This is a genomic window from Serratia sp. Ser99 (assembly GCF_024519545.1).
Classification (GTDB): Bacteria; Pseudomonadota; Gammaproteobacteria; order Enterobacterales; family Enterobacteriaceae; genus Serratia; species Serratia liquefaciens.
The window spans coordinates 59,797-77,111 of record NZ_JALJRT010000010.1 but is presented as its reverse complement, the minus strand read 5'-3'; the positions used below and the strand labels follow the sequence as shown (position 1 = coordinate 77,111).

Below are 17,315 nucleotides of genomic sequence, written 5' to 3'. Positions count from 1 at the left end.
GTGACAGTTTGCTGAATGATTGATAGCGGAAATTTCTAATTCACGACAACAAATTCACTGAACAAGTTAAAAAAATAAGGGCGCTGCAATGAACTGCAGCGCCCTGGCTCTTACGGCATCATCGAATTACTTGGTGATACGCGCGTGCAACTCCTGCACCGAAGTCACCTGCTCGGTCGGATCCGCTTTTAGCGCCATCGCGGTGGCAAAGCCGCCGTTCAGGGTCGTATCGTAATGCACCTTGTACTGCAATGCGCTACGACGGATCAGCTTGGAGTCCTCAATCGCCTGGCGACCGGCGGTGGTGTTGACGATGTAGGTGTATTCGCCATTCTTGATACGGTCCTGAATGTGCGGACGGCCTTCATGCACCTTGTTGACCAGGCGTGGGTTAATCCCCGCTTCGCCCAGCACCACGGCGGTACCGTGAGTGGCATCCAGCTCGAAGCCCTGTTTCAGCAGGCTTGCCGCCAGATCTACTACCCGGGCTTTATCGCCTTCACGCACCGACAGCAGCGCACGGCCCTGTTTTTTCATGCCTGACTGGCTGCCGAGCATCGCCTTGGAGAAGGCCTCGGCGAAGGTACGGCCCACGCCCATCACTTCCCCGGTAGAGCGCATTTCCGGCCCTAAAATCGGGTCGACGCCTGGGAACTTGTTGAACGGCAGCACCACTTCTTTTACCGAGTAGTAAGGCGGGATGACTTCTTCCGTCACGCCCTGCTCAGCCAGGGTTTTGCCTGCCATCACGCGCGCAGCCACTTTGGCCAACGGCACGCCGGTAGCCTTGGAGACAAACGGCACGGTACGCGCGGCGCGTGGATTGACTTCAATCAGGTAAACTTCATTGTTCTTCACGGCGAACTGCACGTTCATCAAACCGCGCACCTGCAGCTCAAACGCCAGTTTCTCAACCTGCTGGCGCATCACGTCCTGAATTTCCTTGCTCAGGGTGTAGGCCGGCAGTGAACAAGCCGAGTCACCGGAGTGCACGCCCGCCTGTTCGATGTGTTCCATGATGCCGCCGATCAGCACACGTTCGCCGTCGCAGATGGCGTCGACGTCGACTTCTACCGCGTCATCCAGGAAGCGGTCCAGTAGCACCGGGGCGTCGTTGGAGACGCTGACTGCGTTTTGGAAGTAACGGCGCAGGTCGATTTCGTCGTAAACGATTTCCATCGCCCGGCCCCCCAGCACATAAGAAGGACGTACCACCAGCGGGTAACCGATCCCGGCCGCTTTCTCTACCGCCTGCTCAATGGTTGCCACGGTGGCGTTGGCCGGCTGTTTCAGGCCCAGACGGTGTACCGCCTGCTGGAAACGCTCACGGTCTTCGGCGCGGTCAATCGCGTCCGGGCTGGTGCCGATAATAGGTACGCCTGCGGCTTCCAGCTCACGCGCCAATTTCAGCGGCGTCTGGCCACCGTATTGCACGATCACGCCTTTCGGCTTTTCGATGCGCACGATTTCCAGCACGTCTTCCAACGTTACCGGCTCGAAGTACAGACGGTCAGAGGTGTCGTAGTCAGTAGACACGGTTTCTGGGTTACAGTTGACCATGATGGTCTCGTAACCGTCTTCGCGCAGCGCCAGCGAGGCGTGTACGCAACAGTAGTCGAATTCGATACCCTGGCCGATACGGTTTGGCCCGCCGCCCAGCACCATCACTTTCGGACGGTCGTTGGTCGGGTTGGACTCGCACTCTTCTTCATAGGTGGAGTACATGTAAGCGGTGTCGGTGGCGAATTCCGCCGCGCAGGTATCCACGCGCTTGTAAACCGGGTGCAGGCCATAGCCATGACGCAGCTTGCGGATTTCGCTTTCGGCGACGCCGGCCAAGGTGGCCAGACGCGCATCGGCGAAGCCTTTGCGCTTCAGGGTGCGCAGGAACTCTTTCGTCAGGCCGTTGATGCCGGTGCCGGCAACCTGTTCTTCCAGACGCACCAGCTCTTCAATCTGCACCAGGAACCAGCGGTCTACGTTGGTCAGGTTGAAGACGCCGTCAACGGACAGGCCGGCGCGGAAGGCGTCAGCGATGTACCAGATGCGGTCAGAACCGGCGTCTTTCAGCTCACGACGGATTTTGGTCAGTGCTTCCGGGTCATCCAGGCTCACTTTAGGGTCAAAACCGGTGGCGCCCACTTCCAGCCCGCGCAATGCTTTCTGCAGCGACTCTTGCTGGGTACGGCCAATCGCCATCACTTCACCGACGGATTTCATCTGGGTAGTCAGACGGTCATTAGCACCGGCAAATTTCTCGAAGTTGAAACGAGGGATCTTGGTCACGACGTAGTCGATGGACGGTTCAAACGACGCCGGCGTACGGCCACCGGTGATGTCGTTCATCAGCTCATCGAGGGTGTAACCCACCGCCAGTTTGGCGGCGATTTTGGCAATCGGGAAGCCAGTGGCTTTAGATGCCAGCGCCGAAGAGCGGGATACGCGCGGGTTCATTTCGATGACGATCAAACGGCCGGTTTTCGGGTTAACCGAGAACTGCACGTTGGAACCGCCGGTTTCCACGCCGATTTCACGCAGTACCGCCATCGAGGCGTTACGCATGATTTGGTATTCTTTGTCGGTCAGGGTTTGCGCCGGTGCTACGGTGATGGAGTCGCCGGTATGGATACCCATGGCATCGAAGTTTTCGATCGAACAGACGATGATGCAGTTATCGTTCTTATCGCGCACCACCTCCATCTCGTACTCTTTCCAGCCGATCAGCGACTCGTCAATCAACAGCTCTTTGGTTGGAGACAGGTCCAGACCACGCTCGCAGATCTCTTCGAACTCTTCGCGATTGTAGGCGATGCCGCCACCGGTGCCACCCATGGTAAAGGAAGGACGGATAATGCACGGGAAGCCGACGTCAGCGGCCACCGCCAGCGCTTCTTCCATATTGTGCGCAATACCGGAGCGCGCGGTGTCCAGGCCGATTTTTTTCATCGCCACGTCGAAGCGACGACGGTCTTCTGCTTTGTCGATCGCGTCAGCGGTAGCGCCAATCATGGTCACGCCGAACTCGGCCAGCACGCCCTGACGTTCCAGCTCCAGCGCGCAGTTCAGTGCGGTCTGGCCGCCCATGGTCGGCAGCACGGCATCCGGACGCTCTTTTTCGATGATTTTACGCACCACTTCCCAGTGGATTGGCTCGATGTAGGTCGCATCCGCCATTTCCGGATCGGTCATGATGGTGGCCGGGTTGGAGTTGACCAGAATAACGCGGTAACCCTCTTCGCGCAGCGCTTTACACGCCTGGGCACCCGAGTAGTCGAACTCACACGCCTGGCCGATAACAATCGGGCCAGCGCCGAGGATCAGGATGCTTTTTATGTCTGTACGTTTTGGCATTTTTTACTGCTCCTGATTATTTGGCGTTAGAACGGTAAGTCTCAATCAGTTCGATAAAGTGATCGAACAGCGGCGCGGCGTCGTGTGGGCCCGGGCTGGCTTCAGGGTGGCCCTGGAAGCTGAACGCTGCTTTATCGGTGCGGTGAATGCCCTGCACCGTGTGGTCAAACAAGGATTTGTGCGTGACGCGCAGTTCGGCCGGCAGGTTGTTTTCGTCTACCGCAAAACCATGGTTCTGCGCGGTGATCATGACGCAGTCGTTATCCAGATCTTTTACCGGGTGGTTGCCGCCGTGGTGGCCAAGCTTCATCTTCACGGTTTTTGCACCGCTGGCCAGAGCCAGCAACTGATGGCCGAGGCAGATGCCAAACACCGGGATATCGGTTGTCAGGAACTGCTTGATGGCGGCGATGGCGTAATCGCATGGCTCCGGGTCACCCGGGCCGTTGGACAGGAAAATACCGTCCGGATCCATCTTCAAGACTTCATCCGCCGGGGTCTGTGCCGGCACCACCGTCAGGCGGCAGCCGCGATCCACCAGCATACGCAGAATGTTGCGCTTGGCGCCGTAGTCATAGGCCACCACGTGGAACGGCAGCTCAGAGGCCGGTTTGGCTTCCGGCAGGTCGCCTTCAAGCGTCCAACTGCCCTGCTGCCAGCTGTAGGCTTCCTGGGTGGTAACTTCTTTCGCCAGATCCATGCCTTTCAGGCCCGGGAAGGCTTTGGCCTTCGCTAACGCCAAGGCGGCATCCGGCGTGTCGGCGGCGATGATGCAGCCGTTCTGTGCCCCTTTCTCGCGCAGCAGGCGGGTCAGCTTGCGGGTATCGATATCGGCAATCGCCACGATGTTGTGACGCTTCAGGTAGTCAGACAGGCCTTCTTCGTTGCGGTAATTGCTGGCAATCAGTGGGAGGTCGCGAATGACGAGGCCTTGGGCGTGTACAGCGGAGGATTCTTCGTCGGAAGCATTGGTGCCGACATTGCCGATATGAGGATAAGTAAGAGTAACGATCTGGCGGGAGTAGGAAGGATCAGTGAGGATTTCTTGATAACCGGTCATCGACGTATTGAAGACCACTTCCCCCACTGCCGTACCCTCTGCCCCGATGGCCCGACCGTGGAATTGGGTTCCGTCTTCGAGAACCAATAGCGCTGACTTAATCAAAACACCCTCCAAGGAATAATCAATCACAATATTTGCATATTAATTCAGATATCACGATCTAAATCAATGCAAAAACCGCCCTCAAGGTCAATTTTTGGCAAATTGGGCGCATTTTAATGATGAGTGCTCCGCTTGTCTACCCAAAGCGCCATTTTTTCTCTTATTTTTGCACTTCTCGGCGTTTAATGGGGTCAGTAGCCATAAAAACACGTCTAAACTCGGGTGAGTAAACGGTTGCGAGCTCTAAAGACAGAAAATCACAATTCCCAGAGCACTTTTCCAGGCAAGAGATACGTTGGAAGGGGAAAAAGCATCATAAATTAAAAGTTAATCACAAAAAATAGCAATCAAGCAATAAAAAAAACCTCAAGCACACATTTATCATGTTAAAAAAAAGGACAATAAAATTATTGTCCGTTAATCATAGCACTATGATTAATACAGCCACATCACGATGGCATACAAATCAATTATAACTGGTCTAAACCGAGCACATCACGCATATCAAACAGGCCTTTATCATGACCTTCAAGCCATACTGCAGCCTTAACCGCACCACTGGCAAAAGTCATGCGGCTGGAGGCCTTATGGGTGATTTCTACCCGCTCACCGATGTCGGCGAACATGGCGGTGTGCTCACCGACGATATCGCCAGCGCGAATAGTGGCAAAGCCAATGCTCTTCGGATCGCGTTCACCGGTATAACCTTCACGCGCATACACCGCGCACTCTTTCAGATCGCGCCCCAGCGCGCCGGCAATCGCCTCGCCCATCGCCAAAGCCGTCCCCGAAGGAGCGTCTACCTTATGACGATGATGCGCTTCAACAATCTCAATATCGGTATAGTCGCCCATCACCTGCGCAGCTTTTTCCAGCAGCTTTAACACCAGGTTCACGCCCACGCTGAAGTTGGCGGCGAAGACGATGCCAATCTGCCCAGCTGCGGCGCGGATGGCTTCTTTACCCACATCATCGAAACCGGTGGTGCCAATCACCACGGCTTTTTTGTGCTCAACGCAGAAAGCCAGGTACGCCAGGGTGCTTTCCGGACGGGTGAAGTCGATCAGGATATCGAAATCGTCGGCCACTTTTTCCAGGCTGTCGCTGACGGTTATGCCCAGCGCACCAATGCCCGCCAGTTCACCGGCGTCGGTCCCAATCAGGCTTGAACCTGGGCGCGATACTGCCGCCCCCAAAACCACGCCCTGCGCCTGATGTACCGCCTGGATCAATTGGCGGCCCATACGGCCGCCGGAACCCGCAATCGCAATGCGGATGGGTGAATCAGTCATACTTGCTCTCTTGTTGATTGATTTCATTACCCTAAATAATTGGAGCTGTATCAAGGCGGCAAGCGAGCTTATCCCAATGAGCTTACTTCAGTAAGTGATTCGGGTAAGTGAGCGCAGTCAACACAGATACAGCTTCAAGTATGACGGGTATATCGGTTCAGGGTAACTGCCTCGCCCTATCATCGCCAGAGGATTCATTTCATAATTAGAAAATTATGATATCCCCCACTTTTCATCAGTAATGCTGTCAATGGGTTAACAATCAGGCCGATCAACGCCCATTGACGATTGTACATAAACATGCAATTTGAACCGGTGAAATTTGCATGAAAAAACGCTCGTTTTCTTCATTCAAACCGGCACAGGTACCACCAGCACGCCGCTTAGCTTAGTATAGGGCGCAACTGCCGCTTTAATTACCTGAGAACCACGGATGAAAACCGCGCAAACCACCATATCGGAAACCCTGACGCAAGATTTGGCCCGCCGCATCATCAGTGGCGATCTGCCGCCTGGGCTGTCGCTGCCGGGGGAGAATGAATTGGCCTTGCAGTATTCGGTTTCACGCACTTCGGTACGTAACGCGTTGCAGGTGCTGGCGGCGAAGGGGTTGGTCTCCATTCAGGCCAAGAAGCGCAGCACCGTCAATGCCCGCGAGCAATGGAGCTTTTTGGATCCTGACGTACTTAGCTGGTTGGCGGAAGGCAGTCTCGACCAACAACTGGTCGAACAATTGATGGTCACCCGTCTGATCTTTGAACCGAATATCGCGGCATTAGCGGCCGTTAACGCCACCGGTCATGACCTGGCCGCGCTGGAAGATGCTTGCAAACTCATGTCACAAGGGCAACAGCAGGCCAGTCGCCAACTCTTCGAGCAGGGCGATATGGCATTTCACCTTGCCTTGCTGGGCGCCAGCCACAATCCTTTTTTGCATTCATTGGGCAGCGCACTTTCCGCGGCTATGGCGCTCTCTTTCCAGCAAACGCTGGAAGAAGATATCCGGCTGACCAAAAGTGCGGTTGAAGAGCACCAACAATTGCTGGAGGCCATTCGCTTCAAACAGGTAGAAACTGCACGCCAGCGTATGCGTGTCATTCTGCTCAATGCGGCCAAAAAGAATCACTGGCAGCAGCAACCGGAAATGTTCGCCCACATCCTCTAAAAATCCCTCTTTGCTGTAATTTCGATCGCCCTCACAGATCCTGAGCAATTTTCGCTCTAGCATTCTTGTATGACAAGACTGCATGGTTTGTATTACTTGAATGAATAACAACTGGATTGGTATCGATTGGGGCACCACTAACTTCCGCGCTTTTTTAATGTGTGGGGAGCAATGCCTAAGTAACCTCAGCCATCCCTGCGGGTTGTTGGCCGTGGAAAAAAACCGGTTTGACGACACCCTGCATACCTTATTACAGCCCTGGTTGGTCGAACATGGCGCTTTGCCGGTGGTCATGGCCGGCATGGTGGGATCACAACAGGGGTGGCATGAGGTTGCCTACATAACCCAGCCGTGCGGCCTGAAAAATTTGGCGGCTGGGGCCATGAAATTCACCACTGACTGGGGTAGCCCAGCGTGGATCATTCCCGGCGTTCAGGGGCTGGGGCTGGCTCAGCAGCCCGAAGTGATGCGAGGAGAAGAAGTGCAGCTGCTCGGTTTGGCCAGACGACATCCAGCGGCGCAATGCCTGGCAATTTTACCCGGAACCCACAGCAAGCATGTTCAGTTGAATCAGGGAGAAATCGGCCACTTCTCAACCTTTATGACCGGCGAACTGTTCTCGTTGCTCAGCCGGCACTCCATTTTGGGCAACGCCCTGCCGGAACAACAGGAGGACGCGCAGGCGTTCATCCTCGGGGCCGATACGGCACGCAGCGGTGCCCCCCTCAGCCACCTGATTTTCTCGGCACGTACCCGCCGCCTCAGCGGTGAAATCGCAGCGGAAAATATACACAGCTACCTTTCCGGCTTGTTGATCGGTAATGAGCTTCAGGCGCTGCCCGCGCACCAGCCCATCTGGGTTGTCGCCAGCCCCCCGCTGGTTGCGCGCTACCAAATGGCGGCGCAACCCTTGGGCCTGTCATTGCGCGCCACGGATGGCGATAGCTGCTTTATCAACGGATTAAGTCAACTGTATCCCCTACTACAAGGAACCGCCCAATGAGCCCAGAGATCTTCCTCCAACAGTGGCAGCAACAGCCGCTCCCCCTGGTCGCTATTTTGCGTGGCATCACGCCTGAGGAGGCTGAGCCCGTCGCCGAAATTCTGCTGGACTGCGGCTTCCGCTTTCTGGAGGTACCGCTTAATAGCCCCACCCCGTACGACTCTATTCGCGTGATCAGGAAAACCGTCGGCGACAGGGGTTTTGTCGGCGCCGGCACCGTCCTGAACGTCCAGCAGGTTGAAGAGGTGGCCAAAGCCGGGGGACAACTGATTATTTCTCCCAATACCGACGCCGCGGTGATCGGCCATTCCCGTTATTTGAATCTGATCAGCATGCCCGCCGTGGCCACCCCTTCCGAAGCCTTCTGCGCCCTTGCCGCCGGAGCCAGCGGATTGAAGCTGTTCCCGGCAGAAAGTATTACCCCAGCGGTAACCAAGGCGCTGCGTGTCGTGCTTCCCCAAAGACTGGTTTGCTTGCCGGTAGGAGGGATCCAACCGGATCCCCTGCAGATGCGCGCCTATATCCAGGCGGGCAGCAACGGGTTTGGGCTGGGAGGCGGACTCTATCAACCCGGCATCAGCCTGGCGGCATTACGTCAACGCGCGCTGGCCTATCAGGCCGCCTGGCGTCAATCGGTGGGGTAACACCTCACGCCTCAGTACCGTACTGCCGCAGCCCAAGGCTGCCGATCGCTCCTTGAATACGCCGGTGTAACCCGGCTAATAAAAATAAATCAGAGGAAACCATCATGAAGCTGACCACGGAAAATCCAACGGCGGAACAGGCCGCTGAAACGCGGGTGTACGGTAAAATTACTCGCCGTCTGATCCCTTTCCTGATTTTGTGCTATTTCTTCGCCTATCTGGACCGCGTTAACGTCGGGTTCGCCAAGCTGCATATGCAAGACGCCCTGAGCTTCAGCGATACCGTCTATGGTCTCGGTGCCGGCATTTTCTTCATCGGCTATTTTATTTTTGAGCTGCCAAGCAACCTGCTGATGCAACGCTTCGGGCCGCGCTTTTGGATTGCCCGCATCATGGCCACCTGGGCGATCCTGTCCGCGGCCATGATGTTTGTCACCACGCCAACCACCTTCTATGTATTGCGTTTTCTGCTTGGCGTGGCCGAGGCTGGCTTTTTCCCCGGCATCGTGTTCTATTTAACGCTGTGGTTCCCTTCATGGCGTTCCGCCCGCACGCTGGGGCTGTTCATTCTGGTTACACCGCTGTCGGTGATTATCGGCAGCCCGCTTTCAGGTTTGATCCTCAAACTGTTCGAAAATGTCGGCGGTTTACACAACTGGCAGTGGCTGTTCCTGGTCGAGGCCATTCCCTCTTTCTTGCTGGCCTTTGTGGTGCTGCGTTACCTGGATAACAACGTGGCTGAAGCCAAATGGCTCACCGCCGAAGAAAAACAGATCGTGCAAACCGATCTGGCCAAGGATCGCGCCAACCGGGATCGCGCAGCAAATGGCAAAGCGGCCCATAGCCTGAAAGAGATGCTGGCTAACCGCTATGTCTGGCTGTTGGCGTTGATTTTTTTCAGTTTCAACGTCGGTTATTACGGCGTCAGTTTCTGGTTACCTTCCATTATCAAAACCTCAGGCATCAGCGACGATTTCCAAATCGGCCTGCTGGCTGCGTTGCCTTACGTGTTTGGCGCCGTCTTTATGATCTGGAACAGTCGCCATTCCGATCTTAAGCAGGAGCGTCGCTGGCATATCGCCATCCCGGCGGTGATTGGCTGCATCGGCCTGACGTTGAGCGCTTACTGCAGCGGCTCCACCTTCTGGATGATGACGTGGATATGCGTAGCAATGTCCGGCACCCTGGCGCTGATCCCTACCTACATCAGCCTGCCCGGCACCCTGCTTTCCGGCACCGCCGCCGCTGCCGGTATTGCTCTGGTGAATTCTGTCGGCAACCTCGCGGGTTTCTTCGGCCCCACGGTGCTCGGCTGGCTGAAAGATCAAACCGGCCAGACCGACAGCGGCCTGTACATTCTGGCGGGCTTCCTGCTGCTCTGCGCCCCGTTGATTTTCATGCTGCCGGCCAAACTGGTCTCCCCTAAAAAAAACCATGACTTGCAACACCAACATATTGCTCAGTCTGACGCTGACAATCCTTTAAATATCACTGAGAGATCTTGATTATGAGCGGATGTGGAACCTGTGGCAGCGGCGGTTGCGGCTCGCATTTCAACCCCATTCTGGAGGGCGATGATGGCGCGCTGAAGCGTGCGCTATACAAATCCATGGGGCACAGTGACGAACAACTGCGCCGTCCGGTGATCGCCGTGGTCAACAGCTATACCAACGCGACAGCCGGCCACGCCAATCTGAATGAGCTGACGGCCAAGGTATTGCAGGGCATTGAAGAAGCCGGTGGGGTCGGCATGGTGTTCGGCACTATCGCTCCCTGTGACGGTATCGCCGAAGGGCATCTCGGCATGCGCTACATTCTGGCCGCTCGTGAAGTGATCACCGCCTCCATCGAAGTGATGATGCGTGCCCATCGTTTCGACGGCATGGTGTTGCTTGGCTCCTGCGACAAAATTGTCCCCGCCATGCTGATGGCGGCGGCACGGCTGGATATTCCGGCCATCATGGTTAACGGCGGGCCGATGTACCCGGCTGAATATAAAGGTAAACACTGGGACGGCAACATCGTCACCGAGGCCATCGGTTGGAAGATGCGTGGCGAAATCGATGAGGCGGAATTTGCCCATATCGAAAATATCGCCGAACCCGGCCCGGGCTCCTGCACTATGTACGGCACCGCCAACACCATGTGCTGCATCGGTGAAGTACTGGGTATGAGCCTGCCGGGCAGCAGCACGCTGCCGGCGGTTTCGGCCGAACGCCGCGAGTGCGCTATCGAAACCGGGCGCACCGCGGTGGAACTGGTATTGAATGGCGTCAATGCCCGCCAAATTATCACCGCCGAGTCGATCCGCAATGCGGTGATCTACCTGCTGGCCACCGGCGGCTCCACCAATGCCATTCTGCATCTGCAAGCCATTCACTATGAGGCGGAACTGGGCCATCTGCCGCTGTCCGTCTTCGATGAGTTGAGCCACCAGGTACCGCTGGTTGCCTCGCTCTACCCGGCCAGCGAACATGACATGATTGATTTTTGGGAAGCGGGGGGCGTCCCGGCAGTAGAGCTTGAGATTGCCAAACTGCTCGATCTCAACGCGTTAACCGTCACCGGCAAAACCAAAGCGGAACTGCTGGCGGAAACCCGGCCAAGCCGCCGCCCGGAAGTCATCCATACCCTGGCCATTCCGGTGCGGAATGAAGCTGGCGTTGCCGTGCTGCACGGTAATTTGTCACCGTTGGGCTGCGTGGTGAAACCTGCGGCAGTGCCGGAAAATTTGATGCGCTTCCGGGGGCCCGCCGTGGTGTTCAACAGCGAGCAGGAGTCCGTCGAGGCGATTATGTCCGGCCAGATTAAGCCGGGTAGCGCCCTGGTCTTGCGCTATGAAGGGCCTAAAGGTGGCCCCGGCATGCCGGAAATGTATAAGCCGATGAAATCGCTGGAAGGCATGGGCCTGGCTGACAGTTGCGCTCTGATCACCGACGGCCGTTTCTCCGGCTCCAACCGCGGGCTGTTTGTCGGCCATATCTCGCCTGAAGCGGTGGACGGCGGCGAGCTGGCATTGGTGCAAGACGGTGACGAAATATCCATCGATATTCCCGCGCGTACTCTTACGCTGCACGTTGACGAGACGATGTTGGCGCAGCGGCGCCAAAACTGGCAACCCGTGGACAAAGAAGTGCCGCGCGGCTTCCTGCGTTTATATCGTCGCTGGGCTTTACCTGCTGCGCAGGGTGCCGTACTGGCCGATCGGGAGGAGGAATAATGGGCCGTTACCAAGCTATCGACATTGAAGGGGTCAACCCTATCGTCGCCATGCCGTTCAAGGCCAATGGCGAAATCGACCCGCTGAGTTTTACCCAGTTGCTGGAGCATCTGGCAGCAACCGGCGTTCAGGGAATGACGCTGTTTGGCATCGCCAGCGAATTCCCGAAGCTCGAGGAGCCTGAGCGTGAACGCCTGGCGGAGATATTTATCAGCGAACTGGCAGGAGCCCCGCTGTATCGCGCTATCTCGGTCACCGATCACAGCAGCGAAGTCGCCGTCAAACGCGCTCGTCATTATCAAGCTCTGGGCGCCGACGCTTTGATGCTGCTGCCCCCCTTTTTCCTTCAACCCAGCCCACAGGCGATCCAGCAGCACATTTTCGCCGTTCTGGAGGCCGTAGACATCCCGGTAATGGTGCAATACGCGCCGAGTGAAACCGGTTTGCCGATCACCCCGCAACAATTGGCCGACGTGGCAGCCCGCTATCCCCATGCGGTGTTCAAAATTGAATGTAATCCGCCGGTGGAATACACCAAAGAATTTCTGCAACTGGCCCCTGAAGCCAACGTGCTGAACGGCTATGCCGGACTTTATATGTTGCAGATGTTGGCGGCGGGCGGCAAAGGCGTGATGCCGGGTTGCTCGTTCAGCGAGATTTACCTGCGTATTTATCGCCATTGGCAGGCCGGTGAAGTGGAACAAGCGAATAGGCTGCATCAGGCATTGTTGCCTTACATCCAACGCTGGATGAGTCACTGCGAATACATCATTCAGATCGAAAAGACCATCCTGCAACGACGCAATATCATCGCTACCGATTACTGTCGCCACCCCGGTTGGCAACTGACTGCAGAAGATCGGCTGATGATCGACCGATTTTTAAGTCAATTTTCCCTGTGACCACAGTGGCAGTCCATCGCGATTGTGATGGACTGCCGAATACAAAAAATGGGGGCCGAAGCCCCCGTGACAGAAAATATTCAAGCGGTTAACGCCGCCACCTCTTCGGCAATCGCCGCCAGCGCATCATGGCAGGCGTAATCGGCCTGAACCCATGCCGCGTGCTGTCGGTAGGTCGGTTGCGTCAGGATCTGCTGCACGGCATGACGCAGCTGCGATTCGTCCGGATTGCTGGTGTGCAGATTAATGCCGCAGCCAGCTGCCACCACCCGAGCAGCCGCCTCGAGCTTGTCCTCGCCGGTACCGGCAATAATCAACGGCACGCCCTGATCCAACGCGTAGTTGATCGAACCGTAACCGCCGTTGGTGATCAGCACTGCGGCCTGCGGCAACCAGCGTTCGAAAGAGATAAACTCTCGCACTCTGGCATTGTCCGGCAGCTGCTCCAACAGCCCGTCGACCGAACGCCCCCCGGTGGTCGCCAGCACCCGTACCGGTAACTGTGCCAACGCCTTCAGCGTCGGAACAATCAACTGATGCAGATCGACATTCGCCAACGTGCCCTGGCTGACAATCACCAGCGGCCGTTGGTCCGTCTCATCCCAGAGGGCTTCGCTCGGCTGTTGTATCGGGGCGCTGCGCAACGGGCCAATAAATCGCACGCCGGCCGGCAAATCGTCACGCCGATATTCCAGCGCAGGGGTCGCCAGTTGCAAGAAACGATCGCAACCGCCGATCAAGGCATCGCTAAAGGGTTGGTGCAGCGGCCTGCCACCGGATTGCGTCATCGCGGCGTCAAAACTCTGCTGCACCTCATCAATCAAGGCACGCGTGGCGTCATCCACCAGCTGTTCGCGACGTAGCTCCCGCGGCAACAGCGCCGGAGGAATGCGCGGCCCGTAGAAGATGGAATCTTCAGACGAGAATGACAGCGGCGTTACGCCGATACCGATAACCGGAGGGCGTTCTTCCGCCTGCAGCAGCGGCAATACCCCGTAGAAACAGTTTTCCACCATCAACAGATCGGTAGCCTCGGCGGCGATCACCGTACGCAACTGTTGATTCAGCAACGGGATTGGAGCGGCGAAAAAGTCTTTCAACGCCAGCGCCATCTGCACATTGCCCGGCGGCAGTGCAGCGCGTTCAGGAAAGTGTTCCTCGAGATAGCGATAGTCGAAATCGACCTTGGGATCGAAGGCAACAAACTTCGCCCCTATCGCCTCCGCACGTTCACGGAACAACGCGCCGGTCATCACCCGAACCTGGTGCCCTTGCGCAATCAGGTGCCGGGCAATGCCCAGCATCGGGTAAACGTGACCGGGCGTTGCCACGGCGGTCATCAGAATACGTGCCATAACTCTTAAGCCTCTGCGTTGGCCGGTTTCAGCGCCAGATTGGCGCACACCGGGTTGCTCTGTATATGAACCCGTTGTAAATGGCGGGCCGAGCGGGCGGTAAAGCCTTCACGCCCGTGCAGCAGCGAGAAGTTATCTGCGATCACCACATCACCCTGCTGCCACTGGTGGGCGTAATAGTGGCGCGGATCGTAGAGATGCTGCTGCAGAGTCTGATGGAACGCTTCCTGCTGATCTTCCGGCACCCCGTGATATTCCAGCGCATGCTGGTTGAGGAATTTCTTCCCTTCTGTCGGCGGTTCGTTGTAGCGCATGATCAGCCCACTACCGCTCGGGTGCGTCACCACCAGCGGTGAACACACCTCACCACCGTAGTGCACCACCTGCTTGATACGGTATGAGATAGACACCGTCAGCCACTGAGCCAGCTGCGACTCATCGGCATTGGCCAGCAGGCGCGTAGTATCGACAAAGGTAGTGCAACCGCCTTCATCCTGCGAGGGCGCGGCTACACAGTGAAACAGCTGAAATTCCGGGATGGTCGGTTTATACATGCCGTCCCAGTGCAGCGGCACATAGCTGCTGTCGAAAATATGGTCCTTGGCGTCTGGATGTTCTTTCACATCCAGCACCGCGCCGAAGGGCCACATCATGATCTCACCCCAATTGCCGGCATAACGGGTCAATACCCGCGGATCGGTAAAACCGGAATCGAAGCCGCGCAGCACCAACAGGTGATGCTGCTGTGCCAACGTCCGCAGCGCCGCTACCGGCAGCTCGCTGATGGATTGCCCCGGGTGTTCAGGGGTCAATACAGCGCCAAAGGGGCTATTGAGTTCAATACGGCAGTTCAATTGTTGATTGTCCATCGGTGACTCTCCTTGAAGCAAATTTGCTGCTCACACGGCAACCGTGCCGTTAAAAGACGCTCGCCAAGATAGCGGGCGTAAGGTGGCGCATTACACCACTTGAGGTTGTTCAATCAGGTAATGGCTTGGCGTACCGCGGATCGCCACCAATTCGCCCTCTAACTCCTGAGCGTCTTTGCGTTTCATCAGTACGAACTGTCCGTTGACGTTAGCCGCTACCCCGTGCCACGGTGTCAACCAGTCGTCCTTGGTTGGCATCATATGAATGCCTATTTTCAGACTGTCGGCAGGCTGCGGGTGGATCGACAAGCGGATCGCCGCCGGAAAATGCTGAGCCAGCAGGTTACCCCAGGCCCAGCTGCGTTGAATCACGCCGCAGGCCCGCAGCTTGGCGTCTTTCTGCAACGCGGCATTCGAGCCGCTGTAGCCGGGCAGTTGACTGTCTTCATACAGGAAGCGGGTAATGGCGCGGTACAGTTGCAGCCCCTGCTCGCTTTCCATCAGCTGTTGTTTGATTGCCGACTCCGATTCGGCATAACCGTCGACCAGCAACTGGCGCAGCAAATCGTAGTCGTCGGTGTGTTCCGCCAGCCCTTCCACGTCCCCCAGGTTGAACACGCTCAGGTGCGTGGCCCCAACCTCATGCAGCAGAGTTTCAATTTCGCGCTGATAGTGGTTGATGGCATCGTCACTGACGCGGATTAAATCGCCGAAGACATGACCATCCGAACAGATGACAATATGCGCACCCGGCGGATAATAAAGCTGAATACGCTGGCAGAGGGAATTAAGGAATATCAACGATAAGCGTTCCGCCATATCGGGTACCGCACCGATCACCTTATTAGTATTGGGTGATTTTGTCGGAAAGGCTGGCAGTACAAACTCAATCCGCCGTTGTTGTTCAATGAATGCCCGGATGCGCGGCAATTGCACTTGAGTGACCAGTCGCTCCTCGTCGGAATTTGATGTCTCTATCCCTGGGAATCGGCGCCGATATTGCAATAGCTCATGAAGGATCTTTAACGATATTTTTTCAATACGGGCACTGTCCACAATTAACTCCTGTTCAGATTATGGCGCAGGTGATTTATTCACAAACGCAATAAGACTTTTCGAAAAAAGAGGCATCACCAGGGAATAATACTCACTGCTGATATTTATCTGCTTCAGGCAATATAGAAGAGATGGTGCTATATTATTAGCCCGTATAATTAACAATCTTGGTTAAGTTGAACTTAACAAACTATGAGTAATATTCTAAAACGCATGGCCATTTTTTCTAAAGTTGTCGATTGCGGCGCGTTCAGCATGGCAGCCAAGGAATTAGGCATTACCACCTCTGCCGTCAGCCAGCATATCCGCCTGTTGGAAAACGAGCTCGGCATTCAATTACTTCTGCGTTCTACTCGCTCACTGAGCCTGACCGAAGCCGGGCTCTGTTTTTATGAAGATTGCGTTTTAATGCTGCATGCCGCCGAGCGGGGGCAACAACGTATCGCCGCCCTGCGCGGTGAGCTGAGTGGGGAGCTACGCGTTGCCACATCCACTGAGTTCGCCACCCACTATCTGGTGCCTGCACTGCAAAGCTTCCTTGATGAACACCCGCGCATCACGCTGAGGCTGGAGATCCACGACGAGAAAATCGACCTGATAGGACAGCGTATTGATCTGGCGATCCGTGGCGGTGTATTGGCTGATTCCAGTTACGTTTCAACCCGCCTTGCGCGCTTTCGTGAGGTATTATGTGCATCACCAGCCTACCTTGCGGGACATGGTATTCCCGAGAGCCCACAAGCGTTAACCCGGCATCAATGGGTGACTTTTACCCCCTTGGGCAACCCGCAATTTGTTCGCCTGCTCCACCACAACGGCGATGAACATCGGCTACGAATGACCGGGCGTCTATTTACCAATAACGGTATGGCCATGAAAGAACTGGCGCTGGCGGGCAAAGGGATCATCCGTAATTTCTTTGTCAATGTTGAGCGTGAATTACACAATGGCGATTTGGTGGAAATCCTGCCTGAATGGCGATTACCAGAGATTAATTGCTATGCAATTATGCCGCGACGGGACAGCCAACCTTTAAAAGTTCGCCGTTTGCTTGAGCATATGAAAATCCATCTGCAGCAAAAGGAGAAAAATTCTTTAAACCAGTTGCGAACTTAATTAAATAAACAGTGTCTGCAACGACAATTAATTTAGTTATTTAACCTCTCAGCCCTTTGCTGACCAACACCAGACTTTATTTAGATTGCAGACTAATGATATTAGTCTTAATAACTTTATTACTGCCTATATAAGCACTTCATTTTTCATTAATTCAAATTGTCAGAACAAATTTGA

13 protein-coding genes are annotated in these 17,315 nt (G+C 55.8%); 7 read left to right on the top strand and 6 right to left on the bottom strand.

Annotation, left to right across the window (positions count from 1 at the left end):
- Positions 1-126: 126 nt before the first annotated feature.
- From carB to dapB, 3 genes are all read right to left on the bottom strand, one after another.
- Positions 127-3,351, bottom strand: a complete 3,225-nt coding sequence (gene carB, locus NR114_RS19070; protein ID WP_020825167.1) for a carbamoyl-phosphate synthase large subunit — start codon at positions 3,349-3,351, stop codon at positions 127-129.
- Positions 3,352-3,367: 16 nt separating this feature from the next.
- A complete protein-coding gene (gene carA / locus NR114_RS19065; RefSeq protein WP_071844605.1) occupies positions 3,368-4,516 on the bottom strand; it encodes a glutamine-hydrolyzing carbamoyl-phosphate synthase small subunit in 1,149 nt (382 codons plus the stop codon).
- Between the two features lie 470 nt (positions 4,517-4,986).
- Positions 4,987-5,808 (bottom strand): 4-hydroxy-tetrahydrodipicolinate reductase, encoded by an 822-nt coding sequence (dapB, locus tag NR114_RS19060; protein WP_020825165.1) that lies wholly within the window; start codon positions 5,806-5,808, stop codon positions 4,987-4,989.
- A 433-nt stretch (positions 5,809-6,241) separates the two neighbouring features.
- On the opposite strand from dapB, the gene NR114_RS19055 reads away from it, so the two are divergent.
- From NR114_RS19055 to NR114_RS19030, 6 genes are all read left to right on the top strand, one after another.
- Positions 6,242-6,973 (top strand): FadR/GntR family transcriptional regulator, encoded by a 732-nt coding sequence (locus NR114_RS19055; RefSeq protein WP_020825164.1) that lies wholly within the window; start codon positions 6,242-6,244, stop codon positions 6,971-6,973.
- 100 nt (positions 6,974-7,073) lie between these two features.
- A complete protein-coding gene (locus NR114_RS19050) occupies positions 7,074-7,976 on the top strand; it encodes a 2-dehydro-3-deoxygalactonokinase (RefSeq protein ID WP_234528912.1) in 903 nt (300 codons plus the stop codon).
- Positions 7,973-8,620 (top strand): 2-dehydro-3-deoxy-6-phosphogalactonate aldolase, encoded by a 648-nt coding sequence (locus NR114_RS19045; protein WP_020825162.1) that lies wholly within the window; start codon positions 7,973-7,975, stop codon positions 8,618-8,620. The genes NR114_RS19050 and NR114_RS19045 overlap by 4 nt, the downstream gene beginning before the upstream one ends.
- Before the next feature lie 104 nt (positions 8,621-8,724).
- A complete protein-coding gene (locus NR114_RS19040) occupies positions 8,725-10,125 on the top strand; it encodes an MFS transporter (RefSeq protein ID WP_046374544.1) in 1,401 nt (466 codons plus the stop codon).
- A gap of 2 nt (positions 10,126-10,127) precedes the next feature.
- A complete protein-coding gene (ilvD, locus tag NR114_RS19035; protein ID WP_234528913.1) occupies positions 10,128-11,840 on the top strand; it encodes a dihydroxy-acid dehydratase in 1,713 nt (570 codons plus the stop codon).
- Entirely contained in the window at positions 11,840-12,742 is a 903-nt protein-coding gene (locus tag NR114_RS19030) for a dihydrodipicolinate synthase family protein (protein WP_234528914.1), read from the top strand. Before ilvD ends, NR114_RS19030 begins: the two co-directional genes overlap by 1 nt.
- A gap of 80 nt (positions 12,743-12,822) precedes the next feature.
- Here NR114_RS19030 and NR114_RS19025 read toward each other — a convergent pair whose 3' ends face one another.
- The 3 genes from NR114_RS19025 to pvcA form a co-directional block, all read right to left on the bottom strand.
- Positions 12,823-14,082, bottom strand: coding sequence for a glycosyltransferase (locus NR114_RS19025; RefSeq protein WP_234528922.1), 1,260 nt, complete (start codon positions 14,080-14,082; stop codon positions 12,823-12,825).
- A gap of 20 nt (positions 14,083-14,102) precedes the next feature.
- Positions 14,103-14,966: a TauD/TfdA family dioxygenase gene (locus NR114_RS19020; RefSeq protein WP_128865025.1), complete on the bottom strand. Its 864-nt coding sequence runs from the start codon at positions 14,964-14,966 to the stop codon at positions 14,103-14,105.
- A gap of 90 nt (positions 14,967-15,056) precedes the next feature.
- Complete coding sequence (pvcA, locus tag NR114_RS19015; RefSeq protein WP_041414184.1) at positions 15,057-16,022, bottom strand: L-tyrosine isonitrile synthase; 966 nt, start codon at positions 16,020-16,022, stop codon at positions 15,057-15,059.
- A gap of 192 nt (positions 16,023-16,214) precedes the next feature.
- Between pvcA and NR114_RS19010 the strand changes: the two genes are divergently transcribed.
- Positions 16,215-17,138, top strand: a complete 924-nt coding sequence (locus tag NR114_RS19010) for a LysR family transcriptional regulator (RefSeq protein ID WP_041414183.1) — start codon at positions 16,215-16,217, stop codon at positions 17,136-17,138.
- Positions 17,139-17,315 lie beyond the last annotated feature (177 nt).